Here is a 24012-nt window from a genome sequence, read left to right on the forward strand (position 1 = left end):
AAAAAAGCCCGCTATCTCAACGGGCTTTAGGCGTGGTTTAACAAACGTTCAGACGTTTAGTGCTCGGGGAAAAACATCGCGGCCAATTCTTGGCCCGGCTCGTCTGCCCGCATAAAAGCTTCACCTACAAGGAAATTATTCACGTTAGCTTCGCGCAGGCGAATAACATGCTCGCGCGTAGCGATACCTGACTCGGTCACAACCATACGATCCGCCGGCAGCTGTGCCAACAGGCTGATGGTGGTTTCTATCGTAGTCTCGAAGGTACGCAGGTTACGGTTATTCACACCGATAAGCGGCGTAGTCAACCGAAGCGAACGTTCCAGTTCACCGGCGTCGTGCACCTCTACCAATACCGCCATGCCCAGTTCGTGGGCCTGTGCCTCAAGCTCCTGCATCTGGCCGTCTTCAAGCGCAGAAACAATAAGCAGGATACAATCTGCCCCCATCGCCCGGGCTTCCACAACCTGCCACGGATCGATGATAAAATCTTTGCGTAAAACCGGCAGCTCACAGGCTGCACGAGCCTGTTGCAGATAAACCGCGCTGCCCTGGAAGAACTGTTCGTCAGTCAGCACCGACAAACATGCAGCCCCGCCCTGCTGGTAAGAAGCTGCTATTTCAGCGGGATTGAAATTCTCACGAATCAACCCTTTCGATGGGCTGGCCTTTTTCACTTCGGCAATCACGCCTGCCAGACCAGCATCACGCTTATGGCGCAGCGCGGCAACAAAATCACGGTGATTTTGTGCGGCGGCCTGTTCAGCAAGCTGGCTAAGGGAAATCACTTTTTTTGCGGCGGCAATTTCTTCATGCTTAACGGCGATAATTTTGCTGAGGATATCGGACACAACGTTCTCCAGGTTCAGTCGGGTATCGCGATAGAGTGCCGGATTGCGCGCCGAAAGTACCGGGCTAATTTCGTTTTCGTTTGTTGCAGAATATGACTTGTTGGAAGGCGGTTCAGAGACAAAAAAGAGCGGTTAAACGCTCCTTTTAGTTTGCTTATCAGGCGGCGGGTAACTCTGCCAGCGGCCAGCGCGGACGCACGCTAACGCTCAACTCACCGGAGGTGCCAGCTTTCAGGCGAATCATCCCGGCATAGGCGATCATGGCGCCGTTATCAGTGCAAAACTCTGGCCGGGCATAAAACACTTCGCCGCGGCGTTTGGCCATCATATCGGCCAGTTTCGCGCGCAGAGTGCGGTTGGCGCTCACGCCGCCGGCCATCACCAGACGTTTAAAGCCGGTATGATCGAGCGCGCGCTTGCATTTAATGGCCAGCGTATCCACCACCGCATCTTCAAAGGCGCGGGCGATATCAGCCCGGGTCCGATCGTCAGCGTCGTTATCACGAATGGTGTTTGCGGCGAAGGTTTTCAGGCCAGAGAAACTGAAATCCATGCCAGGACGATCGGTCATCGGACGTGGGAAGGTAAACCGCCCCGGCGTGCCCTGAGCCGCCATTTTAGAAAGCAGCGGCCCGCCAGGGTAATCAAGCCCCAACAGCTTAGCGGTTTTATCAAATGCTTCACCGGCCGCATCGTCGATAGACTCGCCCAGCAGTTCATATTGACCAATGCCGGTCACGCTGATGAGCTGGGTATGGCCGCCGGAAACCAGCAGCGCGACAAACGGGAATTCTGGCGGATTGTCTTCGAGCATCGGGGCCAGAAGGTGACCTTCCATATGGTGTACCGGCACGGCAGGCACATCCCAGGCAAACGCCAGTGAGCGGCCAATCGTTGCCCCAACCAGCAGCGCGCCCACCAGTCCGGGTCCAGCGGTATAAGCTACGCCGTCGATATCTTTGGCGGTTAAACCGGCTTCTTTCAGCGCGGCCTGGATAAGCGGCACGGTCTTGCGAACGTGATCGCGGGAGGCCAGCTCCGGCACCACACCGCCATAGTCAGCGTGCAGTTTCACCTGACTATACAATTGGTTGGCTAATAACCCTTTCTCATCGTCATAAATGGCGATGCCGGTTTCATCACAGGATGTTTCGATTCCCAGTACACGCATGGCTTGTTTTACCTCTTTGGCCCGGCGCGAAGTTTAATCCCGGTGGCTTCCTTTGTAAAACTTTGCTGCCCCTGGAGGGGCCGAATGGTGTATAATCTGCGGCCCTGGAAGATACCGGCCCTAAAAGCCAGGTTTCTGGTCGTTCGGTGCTTTACAAAGCAGCAAGAGTTGCAGTAAAATTCCGCACCATTTTGAATTAAGCTGGCCTGTATGCCAGCGGCAAACCGAATTATTAAAGGTGAGAGTTACATGCCGGTAATTAAAGTACGTGAAAACGAGCCGTTCGACGTAGCACTGCGTCGCTTCAAGCGTTCCTGCGAGAAAGCAGGCGTTCTGGCGGAAGTCCGTCGTCGTGAGTTCTATGAAAAACCAACGACCGAACGTAAGCGCGCTAAAGCTTCTGCTGTGAAACGCCACGCGAAGAAACTGGCTCGCGAAAACGCACGCCGCACTCGTCTGTACTAATCTTCTGAGGATTCACTCCTCAACTTCAGACTGAGTAGTAGTTATAAGGCCGTGCTTCCGAAAGGAATGCGCGGCTTATTCTCGTTTATAAACTGACATATCCCTGAGCTTTTAGGCCACCGCCTGAGAGATGACGGATATAGCATGGGGCCTATGGCTGGACGAATCCCGCGTGTTTTTATCAATGACCTGATCGCTCGCACCGACATCGTCGACCTGATCGATGCTCGCGTGAAGCTGAAAAAGCAGGGCAAGAACTACCACGCATGCTGTCCATTCCATAACGAGAAAACCCCCTCTTTCACCGTGAACGGTGATAAACAGTTTTACCACTGCTTTGGCTGTGGCGCACACGGTAACGCCCTCGACTTCCTGATGAACTACGACAAGCTCGAGTTTGTCGAAAGCGTTGAAGAGCTGGCGACCATGCACAACCTTGAAGTGCCGTACGAAGCTGGCAACGGCCCAAGCCAGATCGAACGACACCAGCGCCAAAGCCTGTATCAACTGATGGACGGCCTGAACGCCTTCTATCAGCAGTCCCTGAAGCAGCCCGCTGCAGAGCCGGCGCGCCAGTACCTGGGCAAGCGCGGCCTGAGCGATGAGGTCATTAGCCATTTCGCTATCGGTTATGCGCCGCCAGGCTGGGATAATGCGCTTAAACGTTTTGGCGGCAACAGCGAAAACCGCCAGGCGCTGACGGATGCGGGCATGCTGGTCACCAACGACCAGGGCCGCAGTTATGACCGCTTCCGCGAGCGGGTGATGTTCCCGATTCGCGATAAACGCGGCCGGGTCATCGGGTTTGGTGGACGCGTGCTGGGCGATGCCCTGCCGAAATACCTGAACTCCCCGGAAACCGACATTTTTCACAAGGGCCGCCAGCTGTATGGCCTGTATGAAGCCCAGCAGAGCCAGCCGGAACCGGCACGCCTTCTGGTAGTCGAAGGGTATATGGATGTGGTGGCGCTGGCGCAATACGGCATTTCCTACGCCGTCGCTTCCCTCGGCACCTCCACAACCGCCGATCACATTCAGTTGCTGTTCCGGGTAACGGACAACGTCGTTTGCTGTTATGACGGCGATCGCGCAGGGCGAGACGCGGCATGGCGAGCGCTGGAAACTGCGCTACCTTATATGACGGACGGTCGTCAGCTGCGGTTTATGTTCCTGCCCGACGGCGAAGACCCGGATACGCTGGTGCGTAAAGAAGGAAAGGACGCGTTTGAAGCGCGGATGGAGCAGGCTCAGCCGCTCTCCACCTTCCTGTTTAACAGCCTGCTGCTGCAGGTTGATTTGAGTTCGCCAGACGGAAGAGCGCGGCTAAGCACGCTGGCTCTGCCGCTGATTAGCCAGGTACCCGGCGAAACGCTGCGTATCTATCTGCGCCAGGAGCTGGGTAATAAACTCGGCATTCTGGACGACAGCCAGCTTGAAAAGCTGATGCCTAAACAGGCCGAAGGTGCTACACCTCGCCCGGCACCTCAGCTAAAACGCACAACCATGCGTATACTGATAGGGTTATTGGTACAGAATCCGGAACTGGCTCCGCTGGTCCCGCCACTAAGCGGGCTGGATGCCGCAAAGCTGCCGGGTTTAACGCTGTTTAGCAGCCTGGTGGACGCCTGCCTGGCGCATCCAGGCCTGACTACCGGGCAGCTACTGGAACAATATCGTGGCACAAATGAGGCCTCGACCCTTGAAAAACTCTCGGCGTGGGACGATATAGCAGATAAGGACATTGCTGAAAAAACGTTCACCGACTCGCTGGACCATCTTTTCGAGTCAGCGCTGGAGCTAAGGTTTGAAGAATTAATGGCACGTTCCAGAACGACCGGGCTTACCCCGGCGGAGCGTGAAGAAGTTCGCGTGATCACGCACTCGCGCGCCAAAAAATAGATTCGCGGCTTAACTGCCGAACATTGATCGGGTCACCCCCGAACGCCGCACGGACGGGCTGCGGCATAAAAATAAATCAGCCCTCGTACGTTATTGTTGGCGGCAACGCCTACCGACACAACCCTAATACTGAAGTGTGGATACCGTCTTATGGAGCAAAACCCGCAGTCACAGCTCAAGCTTCTTGTCCAACGTGGTAAGGAGCAAGGCTATCTGACCTATGCCGAGGTCAATGACCATCTGCCGGAAGATATCGTCGACTCCGATCAGATCGAAGACATCATCCAAATGATCAACGACATGGGCATTCAGGTGATGGAAGAAGCCCCTGATGCCGATGATCTTTTGCTTGCTGAAAACTCTAACAGCACCGATGAAGACGCGGAAGAAGCGGCTGCCCAGGTGTTGTCCAGCGTGGAGTCCGAAATTGGGCGTACCACCGACCCCGTGCGTATGTACATGCGTGAAATGGGGACCGTTGAACTGTTAACCCGTGAGGGTGAGATCGATATCGCGAAGCGTATCGAAGACGGTATCAACCAGGTACAGTGCTCGGTTGCCGAGTACCCGGAAGCGATCACCTATCTGCTGGAGCAGTACGATCGCGTCGAAGCTGAAGAAGCACGCCTGTCCGACCTTATCACTGGCTTTGTTGACCCGAACGCGGAAGAAGATCTTGCGCCAACCGCAACCCACGTCGGCTCCGAACTCTCTCAGGAAGAGATGGACGATGATGAGGACGAAGACGAAGAGTCTGACGACGACAGCTCCGACGATGACAACAGCATCGACCCGGAACTGGCGCGCGAAAAATTTGGTGAGTTGCGTAAGCAGTATGAACTGACTCGCGACACCATCAAGGCGAAGGGCCGCAGCCACGCTGACGCCGCCGCAGAGATCCTGCAGCTGTCTGAAGTGTTCAAACAGTTCCGCCTGGTGCCGAAGCAGTTCGACTACCTGGTCAACAGCATGCGCGTCATGATGGACCGCGTTCGTACCCAAGAACGTATCATTATGAAGCTGTGCGTTGAGCAGTGCAAAATGCCGAAGAAAAACTTCATCACGCTGTTTACCGGCAACGAAACCAGCGAAACCTGGTTCAACGCGGCCATTGCGATGAACAAGCCGTGGTCTGAGAAGCTGCACGAAGTCTCCGAAGACGTTCACCGCAGCCTGCAGAAACTGCAGCAGATCGAAGAAGAAACCGGCCTGACCATCGAGCAGGTAAAAGACATCAACCGTCGCATGTCCATTGGTGAAGCGAAAGCGCGCCGTGCGAAGAAAGAGATGGTTGAAGCGAACTTACGTCTGGTTATTTCTATCGCCAAGAAATACACCAACCGTGGTCTGCAGTTCCTCGACCTGATTCAGGAAGGTAACATCGGCCTGATGAAAGCCGTTGATAAGTTTGAATACCGCCGCGGCTATAAGTTCTCGACTTATGCAACCTGGTGGATCCGTCAGGCTATCACCCGCTCCATCGCCGACCAGGCGCGTACCATCCGTATTCCGGTGCATATGATTGAGACCATCAACAAACTCAACCGTATTTCGCGCCAGATGCTGCAGGAGATGGGCCGTGAGCCAACGCCGGAAGAGTTAGCCGAGCGTATGCTGATGCCGGAAGACAAAATCCGTAAAGTGCTGAAAATTGCCAAAGAGCCTATCTCCATGGAAACGCCAATCGGCGACGATGAAGATTCGCATCTGGGTGACTTCATTGAGGATACCACCCTCGAGCTGCCGCTGGATTCTGCCACCTCCGAAAGCCTGCGTTCTGCAACGCACGACGTTCTGGCTGGCCTGACAGCGCGTGAAGCGAAAGTCCTGCGTATGCGCTTCGGTATCGACATGAATACCGACCACACGCTGGAAGAAGTGGGTAAACAGTTCGACGTTACCCGCGAACGTATCCGTCAGATCGAAGCGAAGGCGCTGCGTAAACTGCGCCACCCAAGCCGTTCTGAAGTCCTGCGTAGCTTCCTGGACGATTAATCGTTCAGAAAACTGAAAAGCTCCCGCCTGGGAGCTTTTTTTTGCCCTGAATTTGCTGTTTCTCCTCGATTCCACTCATTTCCCTCTCCCTCTGGGGGCCTCTTTCAATTCCCCCTCTCCTTCTGGGAGAGGGCCGGGGTGAGGGAAAACGGCAACACCTTACCTACCGCCCACGCGCCGCCAGCGACTCATTCAGCTCCTTATAAGCTTCCACCAGATTATCCACCGTTATGCGGCTCAAGCCGCTCGGATTAGGCAAAATCCACACCTCGGTATCACCGAGGGTAACCTCCTGCCTGCCCCATTTCGCACCACGCTGCCTGAAAGCCTGCTCAAACGCCTGCTTGCCCAGAATAGCCAGCGCTCCCGGCTGGTACTCTTGCATCTTAGTAATCAGCTCTCGGCCACCGGCACGCAGCTCCTGCAGCGCCACTTCACTTGCCTGAACCGTTGGCCGCTCAACCAATTTCGTCACGCCGCAGCCGTAGGAAAGCAACAGCTGCGCCTCCTCAGGCTTAAGCTGTCGGTCGGTAAAACCCGCCAGGTGAAGAACCTTCCAGAAGCGATTAGCAGGATGAGCAAAAGGCAGCCCAAGATGAGCGGATGATTTACCCGGATTAATGCCGCAGAACACGACCCGAAGGTTCGGCTGAAGGATATCGCTGACCATTACATTTCCCATCTGAATGAATCGAGTGGAAAGTATAAGGGATTGATTCGCAATTGTTTATAAAATAAGCACATGCCATTTAAGCGCTGGATTGCCATCGACAGTTACATTATAATTCAGCGCCATGGCCCCTTAGCTCAGTGGTTAGAGCAGGCGACTCATAATCGCTTGGTCGCTGGTTCAAGTCCAGCAGGGGCCACCAAATTTTAGCTTTAAAATCATATGATTAAGCCACTTTCTAGCAAAGTGGCTTTTTCATTTCTGCGGTTAGTGTCCCCTTTTCATCTCCCCAAGATCCCCTGTAAGCACACCCGTTTCAGTTCCACACACTTTTTGAGAGTTCCGGTTTTTCAGCCATCAGTCGGTACTCTTCCGGCGTCATGTTATTCAGGGATTCATGAGGCCGTTCGCTGTTATATTCAACCAGCCAACACCCGGTGATTTCCCGTGCTTCATTCAGTGTCCTGAACAGGTAAAAATCCAGGATTTCTGTCCGGTACGTCCGGTTGAACCGCTCGATAAAGGCATTCTGTGTTGGCTTACTCGGCTTGATAAATTCCAGGTCCACACCATGGGTTTCCGCAGGCAGTAAATTCGGTCAACACGCTCATGATTCCAGGCGTTATTCTGCCTGCGCAGCAGCTGGAACAGCTTCTTAAAATCGTATCGCGGATAGCGTTCTGCCAGTTCAGTCAACGACAGGATCACCGGTTCGTCACGCCGGGTATCGGGCTGATAAAAATATACCGTCCTTCTCAGCGATAATGTCCTGCAGGCCTGACGGATGCTCATGGCAAATTGCGCCGTCAGATAGCTGACGAGTTCACGCTTTATCGCTGGTTTTAAAGCTTTTTTTCGATAACGTCTTTCAGGGCCCGGCATTCAAGACTGAGATCGGCAAACATCTGTTTGAGACGACGATTTTCATCCTCAAGATCTTTCATCTTTTTGATATCAGAGGCTTCCATACCGCCGTACTTTGCTTTCCAGTTGTAATACGAGGCCTCCGATATTCCCGCTTCGCAGCAGACATCTTTGACGGTGCGTCCAGTTTCAACAGACTTCAGAACGGTGATGATCTGGTGCTCGGTGAATCGGGCTTTGCGCATGACGATCTCCTCAGGGGGCATAAACAGTATGTAGGAAGATCTCTAAAAGTGAATGGTGCGTTTTGCAGGGGTGCTTACAAAACCACGGGTATTTTTGCTGACACGTAAAAAGTGGGGGAATAAAGAAAACACTTTCAATGCAAATGGTTTGCATTTGCATTTAAGTGCATTCATCGTTATACATTAGCTGTCGGTTGTGTTTGAGTCGGCCATGAGGGGAGTTGGTGATTTTCAGGTCATAAATAAAGATCTGTTATCCTGTGTAATTAAGGGGATAAGTAAGCAATGACAGCCAGAATCTAACGACCAGAAACATCATTGGGAACAGCGTCAATTGTGCATTTCACTGCTGAATTGCCTGATTGAGCACTGGAATATTAAAAAATGAGCGGCTTTATGTCTTTTGGTATTTTTCCCCGAAAGGTTTAAGGAATAAATCACCGTTAAAGGTAAAATGGAAAACCATATGAAAATTAATAACAATAACGCGATAGCAAACAAAATACTTTACTGGTTCCTTTTTTTAGGGCTCCTGCCATTAGGTTTTATTTTTATTATATATTCACAGAATCCTGACTCACCTCTGCTTTATCATTTCGCAGAAATGGCTGGTAGTTTTCCGGCATTCATATCGTCAAGTAATCCAGTAATGTCTAAAGTTATGGATTTATACTGCAAAACATCACCCTTACTGGCAGCCTTGCTTTTTACCACATTAATAAAATACAAAAGAGATATAAAGGTGTCGAACAAAAGAAACACTATAAAATCGGCTCTCGGTTCAATGCTACTCAGCGTAGTTATTTTATATGTTATTCTGTTTGATAATTTTGAATTAACAACAATGGGCCGACCTATAAGGAACATGGCAAGTAGTGACTTTTCGTTGTTAATCATTTATGTTTGCCTGTATTTCTTGATTTTTATGTTGACCTATGCATTGTTACTGGCACCATTGATTATCAGAAAGGCAATGACAAAATAAGACTACAGACATTGCTCTTTGTGTCTGGTCAAACAAAAATCACCGCGTGGCAATGACTATAGATATTGATTCCCTATCTAGTCAAGTATGAAATGAAAGCTAACGGGTGGAATTAAATACCCGCCAGATATGCTGGCAAACATTTATTAAAAAATTCAGCTGAATAATTTTTTGATTAGGTCATTCAACCTTCCCGCAGTTTCATCGTCAATCATTGCACCAACTGTAGCGGCTAAAACGATACCCATCAGCCCAACAACAGTAGCTGACACACCTGCAGACAGCAGGGGACCTGCCATAACTAAAGAGAACAGGGCAAGAGCAATACCTGACGCCATTCCTCCCAACACCCAGGACTCGACTTCAAGCATCAGCGGTTCCCAGTTTCCCGTTTCATACCCCTTAATGCTTTTCTCTCTCACCTTCTCAGCTTTCATTGCTATATCAGCCCCCTTAAATGCTTTGCTGATATTACCGAGTTTATTTGCCATATCGTTGGCATTCATGGCCTTCCATACATTGATTAATGCGTCCCTGTCTCCATTATTAATTTTTAAATTTGGATTATTCATCACTGCATTAAGTGATGTCATTGCCTGTTCAAAACTCAGGGTTCTTTTCCCATGGAAGTTCCTGATGTCCTCTGAGATTTTTGTTGATATATTTTTATATTCTGAGCCAAAGTGCTCACTGACTTTACTACCCATATCGATAATAATTTCACTGGCTTTGGACAGAACCTCAAGTTCTTTTTTTTGCGTTCCTCGTTCCTTTTCTGAATTGCCACCGTAATTATACCGTTGTTCATTTTTGAAAACTGTGCGAATCGTTGTACGTATATTCCTCTCGCTGCTTTCATATCATTGTTACGTAGTGCTTTTCTCAGTTCCTTGTAATCCTTGCCGTCCTTAATATATGGGCAATTTTTTTGACCACATCTGAGACAGATATCTGAATTAATCGCTTCTTTCACCGTACCGTATACTAAGTTATCAGTGCTGGGCCAGATAACCATGGTATCGCCACTGCCGGTATGTAGGGAGAGTGATACTGGAGATTTCTAATGTGTGATGAATTAACCGAAAAACATGTTTAATTTATTAAAGCGATAGTTTCCGCTTTAAACATTCATGATATGAATGCCAAAGTATTTCATCGTATTTAAAAAACAAAAAAGCCGACGATTGCGCGTCAGCTTTTTATTTTTCGGGATTGAAGGCGTTAAATCACACCAGCGCCCGGAGTTCTTCCTTCATATAGGAAGAGAAATATTCAGGGTTTTTAATGATTACGCGACCACCGGACTCAATTCTATTCGCCCAGTCGGCTACTTTTTTGGTGAAATCGGCGTTCCATCCCTCCTGAGCGCCTCGTGCCGTAACGTCAGCGGCAGTAGCCGGGACGCCCAGTTGCTTGAGATACCTAAACATTCCCTTCGCGGTGCTTTCATCCATAGGGTGCGGCACGGAGGCCGAGGTGTTCATACCGCCAATGAAGTCTAATGCTTTATCAATCGCTGTTGTCATAATTTATCCTTAAAATCAACCGCTTAATAAATAAGACTGTGACACGCGAGATCAAATGTACCATTAATCAAACTTCATTTTTTCAGGGTCAGTCACGTTTAAGGCCTCTGATGCCTTATCAGTATCTGAATGCGGCTGCTCTGCACCCGGCAGGCAGCCGCTGAAGATTAGAACCGCTCCCAGTTGTCTGCGCTACCGCCGCTCGTGGCAAGCGCAGGTTTGCGTATCGTGGAAGCTGGGGCAGATTTAGCCTGCCGCGCGTTAGCCGCGGCAATTGCCTGTCCGGTATTGAAGATACTCATTAACTGCACCAGCCGGGTGGCCTGATCGCTGAGGCTCTCAGCCGCGCTGGCAGACTCTTCCACCAGCGCGGCATTCTGCTGCGTGACCTGATCCAACTGAGTAATAGCCACGTTTATCTGCGTGATGCCCTGCCCCTGCTCTTCCGTCGTCACACCAATTTCAGAGATCAGCCCGGCCACGCGGTGGGACTGCTGCACCAGGTCATCGATCGTTGTTCCCGCCGAACTCACCATATCCGATCCTTTTGTCACAGTACGCATGCTGTCCTCAATCAGAGCTTTGATCTCACTGGCCGCAGAAGCAGATCGCTGCGCCAACGAGCGTACTTCCCCGGCAACGACCGCAAAACCACGTCCGGATTCCCCTGCACGAGCGGCCTCGACGGCGGCATTCAGCGCCAGAATATTTGTCTGGAATGCGATGCCGTCAATGACGCTAATAATGTCGCCAATTTTCTGCGAGCTTTCGCTAATTTCACGCATCGTCAGAACAAGATTATTGACCGCATTCCCGCTTTGCGTGGCCGTTTCGCTGGCAGAATTGGCCAGGCGAGTCGCCGTGCGCACCGTCTCGGCATTCTGCTGAATTGTCTGGCTCATTTGTTCCATAGAAGCGGCCGTTTCCTGCAGGCTGGCCGCTTGCTCTTCGGTGCGTTGGCTGAGATCGGTGCTGCCAGCCGCAATTTCACTGGCGCCCACGGAGATAGAATGGCTGCTATCTCGCACTTCGCGCACGACCCCGAGCAGACGGCTACGCATATCATCCATAGCCGCAAGCAGGCTTCTGGTGTCCCCTTGCTTCAGTTCAACGGCGGTATTGAGCTGGCCCTCAGACACTTGTTTAGCTACGGAGACAGCATAAACAGGCTCACCGCCAAGCTGAACTTTCACCGCTCGCCCGATACCCCAGGCAATCAAAGTGCCGATCAGGGCGCTGATGATCGTAATGATCAACAACAGGTTACCGGCAAAGTGTGCTTCCTCAACATAACCGCGAGCCATGTCCACCGTGCTACCGGAATGATCGCTAATCATCTCGCTGAGCGCATCGAGCACCCTGGCCTGCGGGCCAACCACTTCACTGATGACTAATGCACGAGCGGCATCGTACTGCCCCGCAGCGCTTACACTCATCACCTTGCGAAGCGCCTGGGAATAGGCCGGGCGGACATTGTTCAGGTTGTCGAATAACTCGCGGGAATGCTTAAGCTTGAGCGCCTTATCCAGCTGCTTTAAGAGGACGTTGTTGTCCACGATACGCTTTTCGAGTACCTGGTTGGTTTTTGTAATGTAGTCCCGGCTCTCGGCTTCGGTATGCGACAGCGTGGTGAACAACGCCATATCACGAATATCGTGGGCATTGTCCGTAATATTATCTTTAATCTTTACGATCAACAGCAAATTCACCAGGCGGACATTGGCTGCATAATTAAGGTTATTTCCAACAGAAACCAACTGCATTCTGGCAAATAATGCGACAAAGAATCCAATGGCGATGACCAGCGCAAAGCCAGCCCCAAGCATGGTACTAAGGCGCATATTCTTCAGTTTGTTCATAAATCCCTCTGAGCTTTTATGGTTATATCGCAGGCAATAAGAGGAGGTAATCGGTAGAAATCACATCAACGGTTGCGACGGTATCTTTGATAGTTATCGGATTTTTTATCGGCAGATCGAAAGACTTCTTTAGTCATTATTTATAATGTTCTGGCAACAAAAAAAATAATGACAGCGAGATGACAAATAATGAGCTAATTAATATTTTTAATAAATTAAAACTACTATTTTTAGGAGTGGCAGCCCCGTCCCATTCGTGGTTAACGGAGCTGAAATTGACGTTTTATCCGTGCAGGAATTATTTATCTGCGATGAAGCGATCGTCTTCACCCACCGGGATATAAACGCGTACCCACTCCTTCCCGTCGACGATATCCCAGCTATGCCCTTCACCCGCCGTATCGGCCGCAAGTAGCACCGTGCCTGGCTCGATGATGAACGTTGAGCCGTCGCTGACCTTAAACTTCAGCTTGCCTTTCAGGGTAACCACGTACTGCTTTTTCGGTGCCGGATGCACGCCTTTCTGCCACTCTTCAAAGGTATTACTGAAATAGAGATTTTCCGAAGAAAGTTTTGCCAGAGAGGGAATAGAACCTTTTACAAACGCAGAGTGATTATCAGCCGTATTAATCAATTTCACCGCTGGAATACGTTGCTCACTGGCATCTGTTTTTGTGGCTTCAGCATGTCCAAGCATTGAAACAAGCAAACCTGCGGTGGCCAACATAAGCCGTGTTATTTTTTTCATGATCGTATCCAGAGTTAATTTCAACCAGCACTTTTTCGGTGAGTAAATCACCGTGAGAAAAAACAAAATTCCAGGTTAGTACATCAGAGGCGATCAATTTCGTCAATATCATGCACGACAAGTTTATTTAGTTAATAAATTAAATATACATAAAGAAAATAATTATGCGTAAACACCACTCAGCTCCTTAATTATTTATTTAAATCGTTCACAAACTAAACTTATCTTTAAGTCAAAAAAGAATGATTAAGAACTAAATAAGCTAAATGCAGCCTGTGATAACCTCAATTTAGCTTACGGCCAGGGAAAAATAGCATCCGTCGTCCTGACTCATCAAAATTTCGTTCTCAAAAAGGCAACGCAATGCGCCATTTTTACTGCTTTAACGATGCGGTCGGGTATGGCAGCTTGAAGGAAAAGGAGACGCCCTATGAAACTGCCCTCTTCCCCCTGGTGGTGGGATCTTTCCACTCGCGAATTCAGCGAGCTGGAGATGCACAATATTGTCGCGGTGCTGCCCGTTGGCGCCGTGGAGCAGCATGGCCCCCACCTGCCGGTGCGGGTCGATGCCGCTATCAACGCCGGAATTATCCAGCGAGCGGTAGAACATCGCCCCGCTGGCCTGCCCGTGCTGTTTATGCCCGCTTTGCCCATCGGCAAGTCTGACGAACATCTGGCTTACCCAGGCACGCTCACGCTGCCCTATGAAGTGCTGGGCCAGGTGTGGTTTGAAATGGCCAAAAGCGCATGGCGAGCGGGCATCCGCAAAATCATTTTCTGGAACTCCCACGGCGGGCAGCCACAGCTGATGGAAATCGTCTGCCGTAAGCTACGTGTGGAGTTAGGGATGTTGGCGGTTGGCGCCAGCTGGTTCCGCACCATTGATACTTCCGATCTTTACAGCGAAGTGGAGCGTCAACACGGCATTCACGGCGGGGAATCAGAAACCAGCGTGATGCTGCACCTCCACCCGGAGTTAGTGCACATGCAGCATGCGGATAATTTTGTCTCGGCTTCGGTAGCGATGGAAGCCAAAGGAGGCATCCTCACGCCGGAAGGCGGCGTCAGCTTTGGCTGGATGGCTCAGGATCTCCATCCTTCGGGCACCACGGGGAACGCCGCCGCCGCCGATGCCGAAAGAGGTGAAATTGAGGTTGAGCGTGCCGCCCGCGCCCTGCTGCAGCTAATAGAAGAGGTCAGCCGGGCCGATCTCAGCCTGCTGACCCCACACACCGCTTTTAGTCGCTGAATACTCCGCCCGACTTCCCGCCGGGCGCTACTCCATCTGCAGCATCATCCCTTTTAGGGTTTCGGCCAGCACGCTGCCGATGGCGCTGGTGCCGCGATCGTGCCCTATCAGCATCAGGGTTTGCGTTTGCTGGCCCAGCTCCCGCACCGGAATATAAACCAGCCGCCCGCTCCGCAGGTCGGTTTCGATATCAAACGGCGTCAGGAACGTCAGCGCCTGGTCCATCATCGCCGACTGGCGCATCACCTCGATGGAGTTGGTTTCGATAACTGGCTGCAGCGCCACCATCGCCCGAGCGAATACATCGTTCAGGTAGGGGCGAATCACCGTGGAATCATCGGCGATAACCATGGGATGCGGCATACAGTCGCTCAGACGCAGGCTGCTTTTATCTGCCAGCGGATGCCCCGGCGCAACGACCGCGCCCAGCCTGCCCGTCACGCTGGCAATGCTGCGCAGCGCCGAGCGCATTTCAAAATCAAAACCGATCCCCAAATCCACGTCGCCAGAGGCCACCGCGCTGGTTATGTCCTCACCGCGCGTCATCTGCTGCAGACGCAGCTTTACTCGTGGGTTAGCACGGCGGAAGTCAGCTGCCGCCCTCGGGATCAGGTTAGCCGCCAGCCCGCTCATCATCGCCACCGTCACTTCCCCACGCCGCAGCCCCTTTAGCTCCTCAATTTTAATCTGCGCCCATTCCAGCTCTTTAAAGCTCTGGCGCACATGGTGAATCAGCGTTTCACCCGCGGCGGTGAGGATCATTTTACGCGGCAAACGCTGGAATAAAGGCGTGCCCAGCTCTTCCTCCAGCGCCAGCAGCTGGCGGTTGATCGCCGAAGCGGAAATATGCAGGCGTTCCGCGGCCTTACGGATCGAACCGCTGCGCGCCACCTCATCAAGATAAACCAGTAAACGATATTTCAGCATCGGGGCTCCTGCGTTGCCTAAAAGGCATCGGTCAGTACGAAAATACGTGCTTTTAAGATATCGCTAAGCGCGGCATAACTGAAGCCATCAATCATCCTCCATCCACAATCCTGGGAGAGAAAAGATGGCAGGCATCACCCGCAGAAACTTCGCAAAAATGCTGGCAGGCGCCGTGGTACTCCCCGCCCTTGCCCCCGTAATGTCACGCTCTGCCCTGGCGGCAACGAAAGAGTTCAAGGTGGCGCTGCTGCTGCCGGGGACCATTTCCGACGGCGGCTGGAATACCCTGGCGTATCAGGGCCTGCAAAGTCTGAAAAAATCCGGCATTAAGGTGGCCTGGAGTGAAAGCGTGCCGCAGGCACAGATGGAACAGTCGATTCGCGGCTACGCGGACGATGGCTACAACCTGATTATCGGCCACAGCTTTGAGTACGGCGCGGCGTTCACTGAAATCGCGCCGGACTACCCGGATACCGACTTTTTCGCCTCCACCTTTAAACCTGCGGAAGCGGCACCGAAAAACGTGGAATACATCAATCTGGCCTACATCCAAGCCGCGTATGCCGCAGGCGCGCTGGCCGCGCTGATTTCCGACAAAGGCAAAGCCGTGGGCTTTGTGGGCGGCGGTGATAACCCAACTCAGCAGGGCATGATGCGCGCCTTTATCCTCGGAGCGGAAAAAACACGCGCGGGCATTAAGGGCCTTGGCGTCGTCACCGGCGACTACGGCAACGCGGCAAAAGGGCGTGAGGCCGCCACGGCCATGATAACCAACGGCGCAGACGTTATCTGGCATGCCGCCGACGTCACCGGCCTCGGCGCGCTTCAGGGCGCGATTGCCGCCAACGTCAAAGCCATCGGCTGCTATACCGATCAGAAAGAGGTCTCCCCCACCCACATCGCCTGCAGCTTTAAGCAAAACCTGGACTGGGTTGTGGAGCAGGTGGGCAGCGCGGCGGCAGGTCACGCCTTTAAGGGCGGCGAAGAGTGGTCGCCGAGCGTCGCCAAAGCCTGGTCGGTTATCTACGGCAGCACATCCCACAACGCCAGCCTGGTGAGCGACGGCGCCTGGCAAGCCTTCCAGAAAATCTGGCAGCAGCTTGACACCGGCGCGTTATCCGCCACCGCCTGACCCGGAGCTAAAAGATGAACATAGCTGCGCCTTTGCCGCGTGTAGCGTTGAATCGCATCACCAAAAGATTTGCCCGCGTCACCGCCAACGACAACGTCTCAATGACCATTGAAGCCGGTGAGATCCACGCTCTGCTGGGCGAAAACGGCGCAGGAAAAAGTACCCTGATGCAAATCCTCTACGGCCTTTATCAGGCCGATGAGGGCGACATTGTTGTGGCGGGAAAAAGCGTGAAGTTTCGTGACCCGAGCGACGCCATAGCCTGCGGCATCGGCATGGTTCATCAGGAATTTATGCTGGTGCAGCCGATGACTGTCGTCGAAAACGTGGTGCTCGGCCTGAAAGATAACGCCAGCGGCGTGCTCAACCTGAAGGCCGCCGCCGCCAGGCTGCAGGCGCTGTCGGATAAGCACGGCCTGGCCATCGATCCTTGGGCGCAGGTGCAGCATCTTTCCGTTGGCGTGCAGCAGCGGGTTGAGATCTTAAAACTGCTCTACCGTGACGCGCAGGTGCTGATCCTGGATGAGCCCACGGCGGTGCTTACGCCGAAAGAGAAAGAAGGCCTGTTTGCCACGCTGAAGTCGCTCTGCGCCGAAGGGCGATCCGTGGTGATCGTCACCCATAAGCTCTATGAAATCATGGCGATCGCCCGCCGGGTGTCCGTCATGCGGGCCGGAAAAATGGTGGAAACCGTGGCGGTGTCTGACACCTCCGAAACCGATCTGGCTCGCCGCATGGTCGGCCGTGATGTCGTGCTGCGGGTCGAGAAAACGCCGTGCAGGCCGGGCCACAACGTGCTGCACGTGGACAGCATTGCCCTGCGCGACGAAACCGGGCAGCAAAAAATCTGGCGCGCGTCGCTTAAAGTCGCAGCGGGCGAGATCCTCGGCATTGCCGGCGTGGAAGGAAACGGCCAGTCGGAGCTGGCAAGCGCCCTGCTCAACCTGATGCCGATAGAAGCCGGGCGTATTCTGCTGGAAGGGGAAGATATCTCCGACGCCACGCCCGCTCAGCGTCGTCAGAAAGGCATCGGTTTTATTCCCGCTGACCGCCGGGAAGTTGGCTCATTCGTCACCCTTTCGCTGGAAGAAAACGCCATGCTGGGATCCCAGCGCAGCTTCACCAAAGCCAAAGGCTGGCTGCTGGATCGTCTGAAAATAGCCCGCCACGCCAAAGAGATCATTGCCCGTTTTGACGTTCGCGCCCCGGACGCCCAGTTCGAAGCCGGCAAGCTTTCGGGCGGCAACCTGCAAAAGCTGATCCTCGGGCGCGAAGTCGCGCAGAACCCGAAATTACTGATCGTTGAACAACCCACTCGCGGGCTGGATGTGGGCGCGGTTGAGGCCGTTTGGGCGGGCCTGCTGGCGGCGCGAGACAGCGGCTGCGCCATTGTGCTTATCTCCGCCGAACTCGAAGAAATTCTCAACCTCTCGGACCGCATTGCCGTGATGTACAACGGCCAGATCGCGGGCGAGATGGAGACGGCACACGCCACGCCGGCTCTCCTTTCTGAACTTATGGCCGGTGGCAGCCCGACTCACGCGGAACCGCAGCATGACAAAGTGGCTTGAACGACGCCTTTCCCCGGCACAGTCCTCCCCGGCGCTGGCCTTAACCAGCTTCGGAGGCATTCTCGCCGCGTTTATCGTCGGCGGACTGCTATTTCTGCCCTTCGGCGCAAATCCCCTCAACGCTTATGGGGTCCTCTTTAGCGAGGCTTTTGGCTCCACGCGCGGGTTTGGCCTTAGCCTGGTGCAGGCCACGCCGCTGATGCTTATCGCGCTGGCAACGCTGGTCATTTGGCGCGCGGGGCTGGGCTACATCGGCTTTGAAGGCTGCTTCCTGGTCGGCGCGGCGGCGGCAAGCTGGATAGCGCTTTCCGGCACGCCGCAGGGCTTCCCCTGGAAACTGCCGGTCGAACTTTACTGGCCGATTGTACTGCTGGTGACGTTTATCGCCGGCGCGCTCTGGGCTGGTTGGGTAGGCGCCCTGCGCGTTCGCTTTGGCGGCAACGATGTCCTGATTTCGCTGATGGCGAATTATGTCGCCATCTTTTTAGTGCAATACCTGGTGTCCGGCCCGATGCGCGCCCCGGGAGATCTGCCGCAAACGCCCCGTCTGCCGCAGGAAACCTGGCTGCCGTTGGTTCTCAGCGGCATAAAAACGCACTGGGGTATCGCTATCGCAGTCATCGCCACGCTGTTTACCTGCTGGCTGATGCGCAGCACGCCTGCTGGCTATGAAATCAGCCTGGCCGGGCTGAATCCAAAAGCGGCACGCTACGGCGGCGTGGATGTTGCCCGTCGCCAAATGAGTGCGGTTTACCTTGGCGGCGGCTTTGCGGCTCTCGCCGGGCTGTGCGCGGTGCTTGGCGTACAGCACCGATTAATGGACGGCATTTCCGGCGGCGTCGGCTTTATCGGCGTAGTCGTGGCGCTGCTGGCGCGGCTGAACCCGCTGCTGGTGATCCCTACCGCCATTTTGTACGGCGGGCTACAGGTTGGCGGCGGCGCCATGCAGCGTGAAACCGGCCTGCCAACCTCGGTGGTGCTGATTCTGCAAAGCCTGGTCGTGCTGATGATCCTGGCGGGCGACGTCCTGCGCTATTACCGCCTTCGCCTGCCCGTTCGAACCATCGTGCAGGATGCTTTAGTGGAGAAAAAATCATGAGCGCGATGACGCACCTCGATACCGCCTTTTTCATCGGCTGGCTGGCAGCGGCTATTCGCCTTGCGGGCCCGGTCTTACTTGCCGCCCTCGGCGAGATCTACGCCGAACGCGCAGGTGTGCTCAACATCGGGCTGGAAGGCACTATTTTGCTGGGGGCGCTCAGCAGCTATCTTGCGGCCGCGTATACCGGCTCGACACTGCTCGGCTTTTTTGCCGGTGGCGCTGGCGGGCTGATCGTTGGCGTATTGCTCGCCGCACTGTATTTACGCGCCCATGCCAGCCAGATCGTAGTGGGAATTGTCTTTAACATTCTTGCGGCAGGCCTGGCCTCCTGGATTTATTCCCTGGCAATGGGCACCAGCGGAACGGCGGCGATCCCGATGTTTGCTGCCTGGCCCGTACCGCTGCTGTCATCCCTGCCGTTTATCGGCCCAGTACTTTTTACCCAGCCCTGGCCGCTCTATCTCACCCTCGGCCTGGTGTTTATCGCCCACTTTAGCCTGTTCCATACCCGCTTTGGCCTGGCGCTACGCGCCGTGGGTGAAAATCCCAAAGCGGCCCATGCCGCCGGGCTTAACGTGCTGAAACTGCGTACCTGGGGCGTGCTGTTTTCCTGTCTTGGTGCCGGGCTTGCCGGTAGCTATCTGGTTACTGCGCAAATCGGCCTGTTCCGCGACAACGTGGTCAGCGGCCAGGGGTTTATCGCCTTGGCTATCGTGATTTTTGGCCGCTGGAGCCCGCTAAAAGCGCTGCTGGCCGCCTTTATTTTTGGCGCTGCCGATGCGCTGCAGCTCTCTTTGCAGATCTTTGAAAGCTCGCTGCCGCCTCAGGTTCTACTGGCGCTACCGTACCTGCTCACTATTCTGGCGATGTCCGGCGTGGTGGGGCGAACCCTTCAGCCTCGCGCCCTGACGCAGCCTTATCGCAAGGAGTCATAACCGATGAAACATTTCCGCCTTACCGACGTATCCAGCGCCCAGGCTTTTCGCATCAGCCCAACGGACAGCAACTACTTTGCCGTGCTGTTCGACAAGCATCAGGACGGCATCGAAAACGTATTTGTGGTTGAAATTTTTACTCCCGGCGGCGCCACGCCTCCTAACGTGCATGCCGAAGCGCATGAATTTTTCTATGTCCTTGAGGGCGAAGGTATCGCGCGCTGCAACGATGAAGAAACGGCAATCCGCAAGGGTGATGCCCTGCTGCTGCACCCGGGCAATGAACACGCCATCCGCAATACCGGCAAGGGCAAGCTGTATACGTTAACGGTAATGACGCCCAACGAAGGCTTTGCCGAACTGATCCGCCGTGGGATCCCGGTCTCGCTGGATGAAGAAGATCTCCTCGTGCTGCAAGGGGAAGCAGAGTAATGGCTGGTTATCCCCTCGGCAGCGCCCCGCATAATCAGTGGCTGGTAAGCAGAAAAAGCGTGAACATGGTTCGTGCGGGCCGCCCTTCACGACCAGTATCTCTGGAAAGCCGTGGACGCGAGATCACGTTCGATCTGGAACATAGCGCGCTGATCGTTATTGATATGCAAAATGACTTTTGCCATCCGGGAGGCTGGCTGGCGCATATTGGCGTGGACGTTACGCCCGCCCGCGCACCGATTGATCCGCTGCGTAGGCTGCTGCCGTCGCTAAGATCGGCCGATGTGCCGGTGATTTGGCTTAACTGGGGTAACCGCCCGGACAGGCTCAACCTTAGCCCCGCGCTGCTGCATGTTTATAACCCGGACGGCACCCAAACGGGCCTGGGCGATCCGCTGCCGGAGTCCGGCGCGCCGGTGCTTCAGGCGGGAAGCTGGGCGGCAGATATCGTGGAAGAGCTCGCCCCCGCTCCCGAAGATATTCGTATTGATAAATACCGGATGTCGGGCTTTCAGGACACCGTGCTGGACAGCGTGTTGAGGAATCTGGGCATCACGACCCTGCTATTTGCAGGCGTGAACCTTGACCAATGCGTGCTGTGCACGCTGCAGGATGCCAACTTCCACGGCTACGACTGCCTGCTGCTGGAGGATTGCAGCGCCACTACGTCGCCGGAATATTGCGTGGATGCCACCTTGTATAACGTACAGCAGTGCTTCGGTTTTGTGGTCAACGCCGCCGAGTTGCTGGGTAAGCTGAAATAAAAAAACGCTGGTTTTTAGGCCAGCGTTCATTCAGTTAACCACGCGCGTTATCAGAGCTTTTCGCCGTTGCTCGCGATCACGTCCTTATACCATTTGAAGGACTTTTTGCGGCTGCGGCTCAGGCTGCCGTTACCTTCATTGTCTTTATCGACATAGATAAAGCCGTAGCGTTTTTTCATTTCGCCCGTCCCGGCGGAGACCAGGTCAATGCAGCCCCAAGGGGTGTAGCCCATCAGGTCCACGCCGTCTTCCACCACCGCTTTTTTCATTTCCGCGACGTGAGCAGACAGATAGTCGATGCGGTACTGGTCATCCACGAAGCCGTCATCCTGCGCAACGTCAATCGCCCCGAAGCCGTTTTCTACGATGAACAGCGGCAGCTGATAGTGATCCCAGAACCAGTTCAGGGAGTAACGCAGGCCCACCGGGTCAATCTGCCAGCCCCAGTCTGACTTCTGCACGTACGGGTTAGAGACCAGGCTTTTTGATTCGTCGTAGTCAAACTGCGGGTTGTCGGCGCTGGCCTTGGTGGCAAACGACATGTAGTAGCTGAAGCCGATGTAATCGACGCAGCCTTCGGCAAGCGCGGCCAGATCTTCGTCGGTGATATCCAGCTCAAAACCACGGCGCTCGAAGTAGTTCAGCAGGTGCTGCGGGTACTTGCCGCGCACGTGCACGTCGGTGAACCAGTAGCGACGGTGCATCGCGTTCATTGCCATCATCATGTCGCCCGGCGCACAGGTCAACGGGTAGATTGGGCACATGGCAATCATGCAGCCGACCTGCAGCGCTGGGTTGATTTCGCGAGCGGCGCGAACCGCCAGGGCGCTGGCAACCAGCTCATAATGAGACGCCTGGTACATCACCGGCTCACGGTCTTCGCCCGGCTGATACTTCAGGCCCGAGTTGGTGAACGGCGCGAAGTCTTCGTGGTAGTTGGCCTGGTTGTTGATCTCGTTGAAGGTCATCCAGTACTTCACTTTGTGCTGATAGCGAGTGAAGACCACTTTCGAGAAACGCAGGAAGAAATCAATCAGCTTACGGTTACGCCAGCCGCCGTACTCGGTCACCAGATGGTAAGGCATTTCGAAGTGCGACAGCGTAATCACCGGCTCAATGCCGTGCTTCAGGCACTCGTCAAACAGGTCGTCATAGAACTGCAAGCCGGCTTCGTTCGGCTCCAGCTCATCGCCCAGCGGGAAAATACGCGTCCAGGCGATGGAGGTGCGGAAGCACTTGAAACCCATCTCGGCAAACAGCTGGATGTCTTCTTTGTAGCGATGGTAGAAGTCGATCGCTTCATGGTTAGGGTAGTTTTTTCCCTGCAGCACGCCATCGGTAATTTCACGCGGGACGCCGTGGGCGCCGGCCGTCATCACATCGGCAACGCTAATGCCCTTACCGCCTTCCTTCCAGCCGCCTTCCAATTGATGCGCCGCAACCGCGCCGCCCCACAGAAAACCTTCTTTGAATCCAGACATATTCTCTCCCTTAATTAGAGATCGCATGCTGCGACCGATAGTGCTGATTAAAATGGTAGACCGCGCCAATGAGTCCGGCATCGTTGCCGTGGCTGACGGTGTCGATATAGTCATCGATGGTGAACCAGGCAAGGTGTTCGCGCAGCAGCTCAAGGAAACCAGGACGTTCAACAATGCCGCCGCCGAGCAGGATTTTTTCCGGGTCGAACAGATTGACGAGGTTATAAAGGCCGGTGCCGAGATCGTTGAAGAACGCGGTTACCATGCGCTGACAGGCCACGTCGCCCGCGTCAAAGCGGTCGAAAATCTCTTCTCCGCTGACGTCCTCCAACGGCTTGCCGACGTACTCCGCGTAGTCTTTGCGCAGGGTTCTCAGGGTGCAGGTATCGTTCATGGTGTAACGGCGAACATCGCGCGGGCCAGGGCGCTCGGTCAACATGTAGCCAAATTCTCCCGCCCGGAAGCGTGCGCCGTGTACCAGCTGGTTATTGCAGAAAATCGCCCCACCGATGCCGGTGCCAATGGTGAGAACGAGAAAATTGCTCATCTCCGCCGCTTTGCCCTGCCAGCGTTCGGCGAGCAGGACACAGTTGGCGTCGTTTTCGATGGCGACGGGCAGCTGCGTGCGTTCTTCCAGCCACGCTTTGATGGCGAAATTGTCAAAACGGCGGATGGCCCCGCCCATTTCGATAAACCCGGTATGCGGGTTCACATAGCCAGGGGCGCTGATCGCCACGCCTTCGCAGCCTGGGTGGGCGGTGATCCACGCCAGAATAGCCTGTAAAATTTGCTCACCGTCGCTGTCGTTAATCGTCTCTTTGCCTTTTGCCAGGATCTCGCCCTGCGAGCTGACGATCCCCATTTTTAAAGCTGTACCCCCGATATCAAATGCGGCGATATTCATACGTTAATTCCTCCTGCATATTTCCGGCTCATCGTTTATTTCTGCTAAAACACAGAAATTATTTCTCACCGGTCATATTCATGCCTGGTAACAGGAATACAAAAATTGACGAGTTCAATTTTTAATTATCAATTCTGAAAACGAAGAAAATCTTAATCAATGGGAAGCGGATCAGGCAATAGAAGAGAGATAACACATTGAACAACTTTTGAACCTGTTAAAAAGCATGATATACAG

21 protein-coding genes, 1 tRNA gene and 1 pseudogene are annotated in these 24012 nt (G+C 53.9%); 12 read left to right on the forward strand and 11 right to left on the reverse strand.

Annotated elements, in window-relative coordinates; genetic code table 11:
* Positions 1-56 precede the first annotated feature (56 nt).
* Complete coding sequence (trpC, locus tag CNE01S_RS16100) at positions 57-851, reverse strand: indole-3-glycerol phosphate synthase TrpC (protein ID WP_061277315.1); 795 nt, start codon at positions 849-851, stop codon at positions 57-59.
* Between the two features lie 157 nt (positions 852-1008).
* Entirely contained in the window at positions 1009-2022 is a 1014-nt protein-coding gene (gene tsaD / locus CNE01S_RS16105) for a tRNA (adenosine(37)-N6)-threonylcarbamoyltransferase complex transferase subunit TsaD (protein WP_061277316.1), read from the reverse strand.
* 249 nt (positions 2023-2271) lie between these two features.
* Between tsaD and rpsU the strand changes: the two genes are divergently transcribed.
* The 3 genes from rpsU (at position 2272) to rpoD (ending at position 6381) form a co-directional block, all read left to right on the forward strand.
* Positions 2272-2487: a 30S ribosomal protein S21 gene (rpsU, locus tag CNE01S_RS16110; RefSeq protein WP_001144069.1), complete on the forward strand. Its 216-nt coding sequence runs from the start codon at positions 2272-2274 to the stop codon at positions 2485-2487.
* A gap of 153 nt (positions 2488-2640) precedes the next feature.
* The gene (gene dnaG, locus CNE01S_RS16115; RefSeq protein ID WP_061277348.1) at positions 2641-4386 is read left to right on the forward strand and encodes a DNA primase; all 1746 of its coding nucleotides are present in this window, start codon (positions 2641-2643) and stop codon (positions 4384-4386) included.
* Positions 4387-4536: 150 nt separating this feature from the next.
* Entirely contained in the window at positions 4537-6381 is a 1845-nt protein-coding gene (gene rpoD, locus CNE01S_RS16120) for an RNA polymerase sigma factor RpoD (RefSeq protein ID WP_008460031.1), read from the forward strand.
* Positions 6382-6544: 163 nt separating this feature from the next.
* On the opposite strand, the gene mug is transcribed toward rpoD, so the two are convergent.
* The gene (gene mug / locus CNE01S_RS16125; RefSeq protein WP_061277317.1) at positions 6545-7051 is read right to left on the reverse strand and encodes a G/U mismatch-specific DNA glycosylase; all 507 of its coding nucleotides are present in this window, start codon (positions 7049-7051) and stop codon (positions 6545-6547) included.
* 126 nt (positions 7052-7177) lie between these two features.
* Between mug and CNE01S_RS16130 the strand changes: the two genes are divergently transcribed.
* Positions 7178-7253, forward strand: a tRNA-Ile gene (locus CNE01S_RS16130).
* 114 nt (positions 7254-7367) lie between these two features.
* Here the strand turns inward: CNE01S_RS16130 and CNE01S_RS25035 are convergent.
* A pseudogene (locus tag CNE01S_RS25035) lies at positions 7368-8160 on the reverse strand (transposase).
* Between the two features lie 604 nt (positions 8161-8764).
* Between CNE01S_RS25035 and cui the strand changes: the two are divergent.
* Complete coding sequence (cui, locus tag CNE01S_RS26000) at positions 8765-9145, forward strand: colicin immunity protein Cui (RefSeq protein WP_369406088.1); 381 nt, start codon at positions 8765-8767, stop codon at positions 9143-9145.
* A gap of 155 nt (positions 9146-9300) precedes the next feature.
* Here the strand turns inward: cui and CNE01S_RS16150 are convergent, their stop codons facing one another.
* The 4 genes from CNE01S_RS16150 to CNE01S_RS16170 form a co-directional block, all read right to left on the reverse strand.
* Positions 9301-9984 carry a colicin-like pore-forming protein gene (locus CNE01S_RS16150; protein WP_082763239.1) on the reverse strand — a complete coding sequence of 228 codons (684 nt, stop codon included), beginning with the start codon at positions 9982-9984 and terminating at the stop codon, positions 9301-9303.
* 387 nt (positions 9985-10371) lie between these two features.
* Positions 10372-10671: a DUF1889 family protein gene (locus tag CNE01S_RS16160; RefSeq protein ID WP_061277322.1), complete on the reverse strand. Its 300-nt coding sequence runs from the start codon at positions 10669-10671 to the stop codon at positions 10372-10374.
* Positions 10672-10838: 167 nt separating this feature from the next.
* Positions 10839-12530: a methyl-accepting chemotaxis protein gene (locus CNE01S_RS16165; protein WP_061277323.1), complete on the reverse strand. Its 1692-nt coding sequence runs from the start codon at positions 12528-12530 to the stop codon at positions 10839-10841.
* A gap of 298 nt (positions 12531-12828) precedes the next feature.
* Positions 12829-13278, reverse strand: coding sequence for a cupin domain-containing protein (locus tag CNE01S_RS16170; RefSeq protein WP_061277324.1), 450 nt, complete (start codon positions 13276-13278; stop codon positions 12829-12831).
* A gap of 430 nt (positions 13279-13708) precedes the next feature.
* On the opposite strand from CNE01S_RS16170, the gene CNE01S_RS16175 reads away from it, so the two are divergent.
* Positions 13709-14527, forward strand: coding sequence for a creatininase family protein (locus CNE01S_RS16175; protein ID WP_061277325.1), 819 nt, complete (start codon positions 13709-13711; stop codon positions 14525-14527).
* 27 nt (positions 14528-14554) lie between these two features.
* Here the strand turns inward: CNE01S_RS16175 and CNE01S_RS16180 are convergent, their stop codons facing one another.
* Positions 14555-15454, reverse strand: a complete 900-nt coding sequence (locus CNE01S_RS16180) for a LysR family transcriptional regulator (RefSeq protein WP_061277326.1) — start codon at positions 15452-15454, stop codon at positions 14555-14557.
* 124 nt (positions 15455-15578) lie between these two features.
* On the opposite strand from CNE01S_RS16180, the gene CNE01S_RS16185 reads away from it, so the two are divergent.
* The 6 genes from CNE01S_RS16185 to CNE01S_RS16210 are packed head-to-tail and all read left to right on the forward strand — an operon-like array spanning position 15579 to position 21390.
* On the forward strand, positions 15579-16586 hold the full coding sequence (locus CNE01S_RS16185; protein ID WP_061277327.1) for a BMP family protein: 1008 nt from the start codon (positions 15579-15581) through the stop codon (positions 16584-16586).
* 14 nt (positions 16587-16600) lie between these two features.
* Complete coding sequence (locus CNE01S_RS16190) at positions 16601-18157, forward strand: ABC transporter ATP-binding protein (RefSeq protein ID WP_061277328.1); 1557 nt, start codon at positions 16601-16603, stop codon at positions 18155-18157.
* Positions 18141-19256, forward strand: a complete 1116-nt coding sequence (locus CNE01S_RS16195) for an ABC transporter permease (RefSeq protein ID WP_061277329.1) — start codon at positions 18141-18143, stop codon at positions 19254-19256. The genes CNE01S_RS16190 and CNE01S_RS16195 overlap by 17 nt, the downstream gene beginning before the upstream one ends.
* Positions 19253-20194, forward strand: coding sequence for an ABC transporter permease (locus tag CNE01S_RS16200; protein WP_061277330.1), 942 nt, complete (start codon positions 19253-19255; stop codon positions 20192-20194). Before CNE01S_RS16195 ends, CNE01S_RS16200 begins: the two co-directional genes overlap by 4 nt.
* A gap of 3 nt (positions 20195-20197) precedes the next feature.
* Positions 20198-20626 (forward strand): cupin domain-containing protein, encoded by a 429-nt coding sequence (locus tag CNE01S_RS16205; RefSeq protein WP_061277331.1) that lies wholly within the window; start codon positions 20198-20200, stop codon positions 20624-20626.
* Entirely contained in the window at positions 20626-21390 is a 765-nt protein-coding gene (locus CNE01S_RS16210) for a cysteine hydrolase family protein (protein WP_061277332.1), read from the forward strand. Before CNE01S_RS16205 ends, CNE01S_RS16210 begins: the two co-directional genes overlap by 1 nt.
* A 50-nt stretch (positions 21391-21440) precedes the next feature.
* Here CNE01S_RS16210 and CNE01S_RS16215 read toward each other — a convergent pair whose 3' ends face one another.
* On the reverse strand, positions 21441-22871 hold the full coding sequence (locus tag CNE01S_RS16215; RefSeq protein ID WP_061277333.1) for a 6-phospho-beta-glucosidase: 1431 nt from the start codon (positions 22869-22871) through the stop codon (positions 21441-21443).
* Positions 22872-22881: 10 nt separating this feature from the next.
* Positions 22882-23775, reverse strand: coding sequence for a beta-glucoside kinase BglK (bglK, locus tag CNE01S_RS16220; protein ID WP_061277334.1), 894 nt, complete (start codon positions 23773-23775; stop codon positions 22882-22884).
* Positions 23776-24012 lie beyond the last annotated feature (237 nt).

The organism is Cedecea neteri NBRC 105707 = ATCC 33855 (genome assembly GCF_001571265.1).
Taxonomy (GTDB): domain Bacteria; phylum Pseudomonadota; class Gammaproteobacteria; order Enterobacterales; family Enterobacteriaceae; genus Cedecea; species Cedecea neteri.

What these genes read in the sequence shown, in the direction of transcription:
- tsaD (WP_061277316.1), bottom strand. Translation starts at nt 2,022, where the DNA reads ATGCGTGTACTGGGAATCGAAACATCCTGTGATGAAACCGGCATCGCC.
- rpsU (WP_001144069.1), top strand. Translation starts at nt 2,272, where the DNA reads ATGCCGGTAATTAAAGTACGTGAAAACGAGCCGTTCGACGTAGCACTG.
- dnaG (WP_061277348.1), top strand. Translation starts at nt 2,641, where the DNA reads ATGGCTGGACGAATCCCGCGTGTTTTTATCAATGACCTGATCGCTCGC.
- rpoD (WP_008460031.1), top strand. Translation starts at nt 4,537, where the DNA reads ATGGAGCAAAACCCGCAGTCACAGCTCAAGCTTCTTGTCCAACGTGGT.
- mug (WP_061277317.1), bottom strand. Translation starts at nt 7,051, where the DNA reads ATGGTCAGCGATATCCTTCAGCCGAACCTTCGGGTCGTGTTCTGCGGC.
- cui (WP_369406088.1), top strand. Translation starts at nt 8,765, where the DNA reads ATGGCTGGTAGTTTTCCGGCATTCATATCGTCAAGTAATCCAGTAATG.
- CNE01S_RS16160 (WP_061277322.1), bottom strand. Translation starts at nt 10,671, where the DNA reads ATGACAACAGCGATTGATAAAGCATTAGACTTCATTGGCGGTATGAAC.
- CNE01S_RS16165 (WP_061277323.1), bottom strand. Translation starts at nt 12,530, where the DNA reads ATGAACAAACTGAAGAATATGCGCCTTAGTACCATGCTTGGGGCTGGC.
- CNE01S_RS16170 (WP_061277324.1), bottom strand. Translation starts at nt 13,278, where the DNA reads ATGAAAAAAATAACACGGCTTATGTTGGCCACCGCAGGTTTGCTTGTT.
- CNE01S_RS16175 (WP_061277325.1), top strand. Translation starts at nt 13,709, where the DNA reads ATGAAACTGCCCTCTTCCCCCTGGTGGTGGGATCTTTCCACTCGCGAA.
- CNE01S_RS16180 (WP_061277326.1), bottom strand. Translation starts at nt 15,454, where the DNA reads ATGCTGAAATATCGTTTACTGGTTTATCTTGATGAGGTGGCGCGCAGC.
- CNE01S_RS16185 (WP_061277327.1), top strand. Translation starts at nt 15,579, where the DNA reads ATGGCAGGCATCACCCGCAGAAACTTCGCAAAAATGCTGGCAGGCGCC.
- CNE01S_RS16190 (WP_061277328.1), top strand. Translation starts at nt 16,601, where the DNA reads ATGAACATAGCTGCGCCTTTGCCGCGTGTAGCGTTGAATCGCATCACC.
- CNE01S_RS16195 (WP_061277329.1), top strand. Translation starts at nt 18,141, where the DNA reads ATGACAAAGTGGCTTGAACGACGCCTTTCCCCGGCACAGTCCTCCCCG.
- CNE01S_RS16200 (WP_061277330.1), top strand. Translation starts at nt 19,253, where the DNA reads ATGAGCGCGATGACGCACCTCGATACCGCCTTTTTCATCGGCTGGCTG.
- CNE01S_RS16205 (WP_061277331.1), top strand. Translation starts at nt 20,198, where the DNA reads ATGAAACATTTCCGCCTTACCGACGTATCCAGCGCCCAGGCTTTTCGC.
- CNE01S_RS16210 (WP_061277332.1), top strand. Translation starts at nt 20,626, where the DNA reads ATGGCTGGTTATCCCCTCGGCAGCGCCCCGCATAATCAGTGGCTGGTA.
- CNE01S_RS16215 (WP_061277333.1), bottom strand. Translation starts at nt 22,871, where the DNA reads ATGTCTGGATTCAAAGAAGGTTTTCTGTGGGGCGGCGCGGTTGCGGCG.
- bglK (WP_061277334.1), bottom strand. Translation starts at nt 23,775, where the DNA reads ATGAATATCGCCGCATTTGATATCGGGGGTACAGCTTTAAAAATGGGG.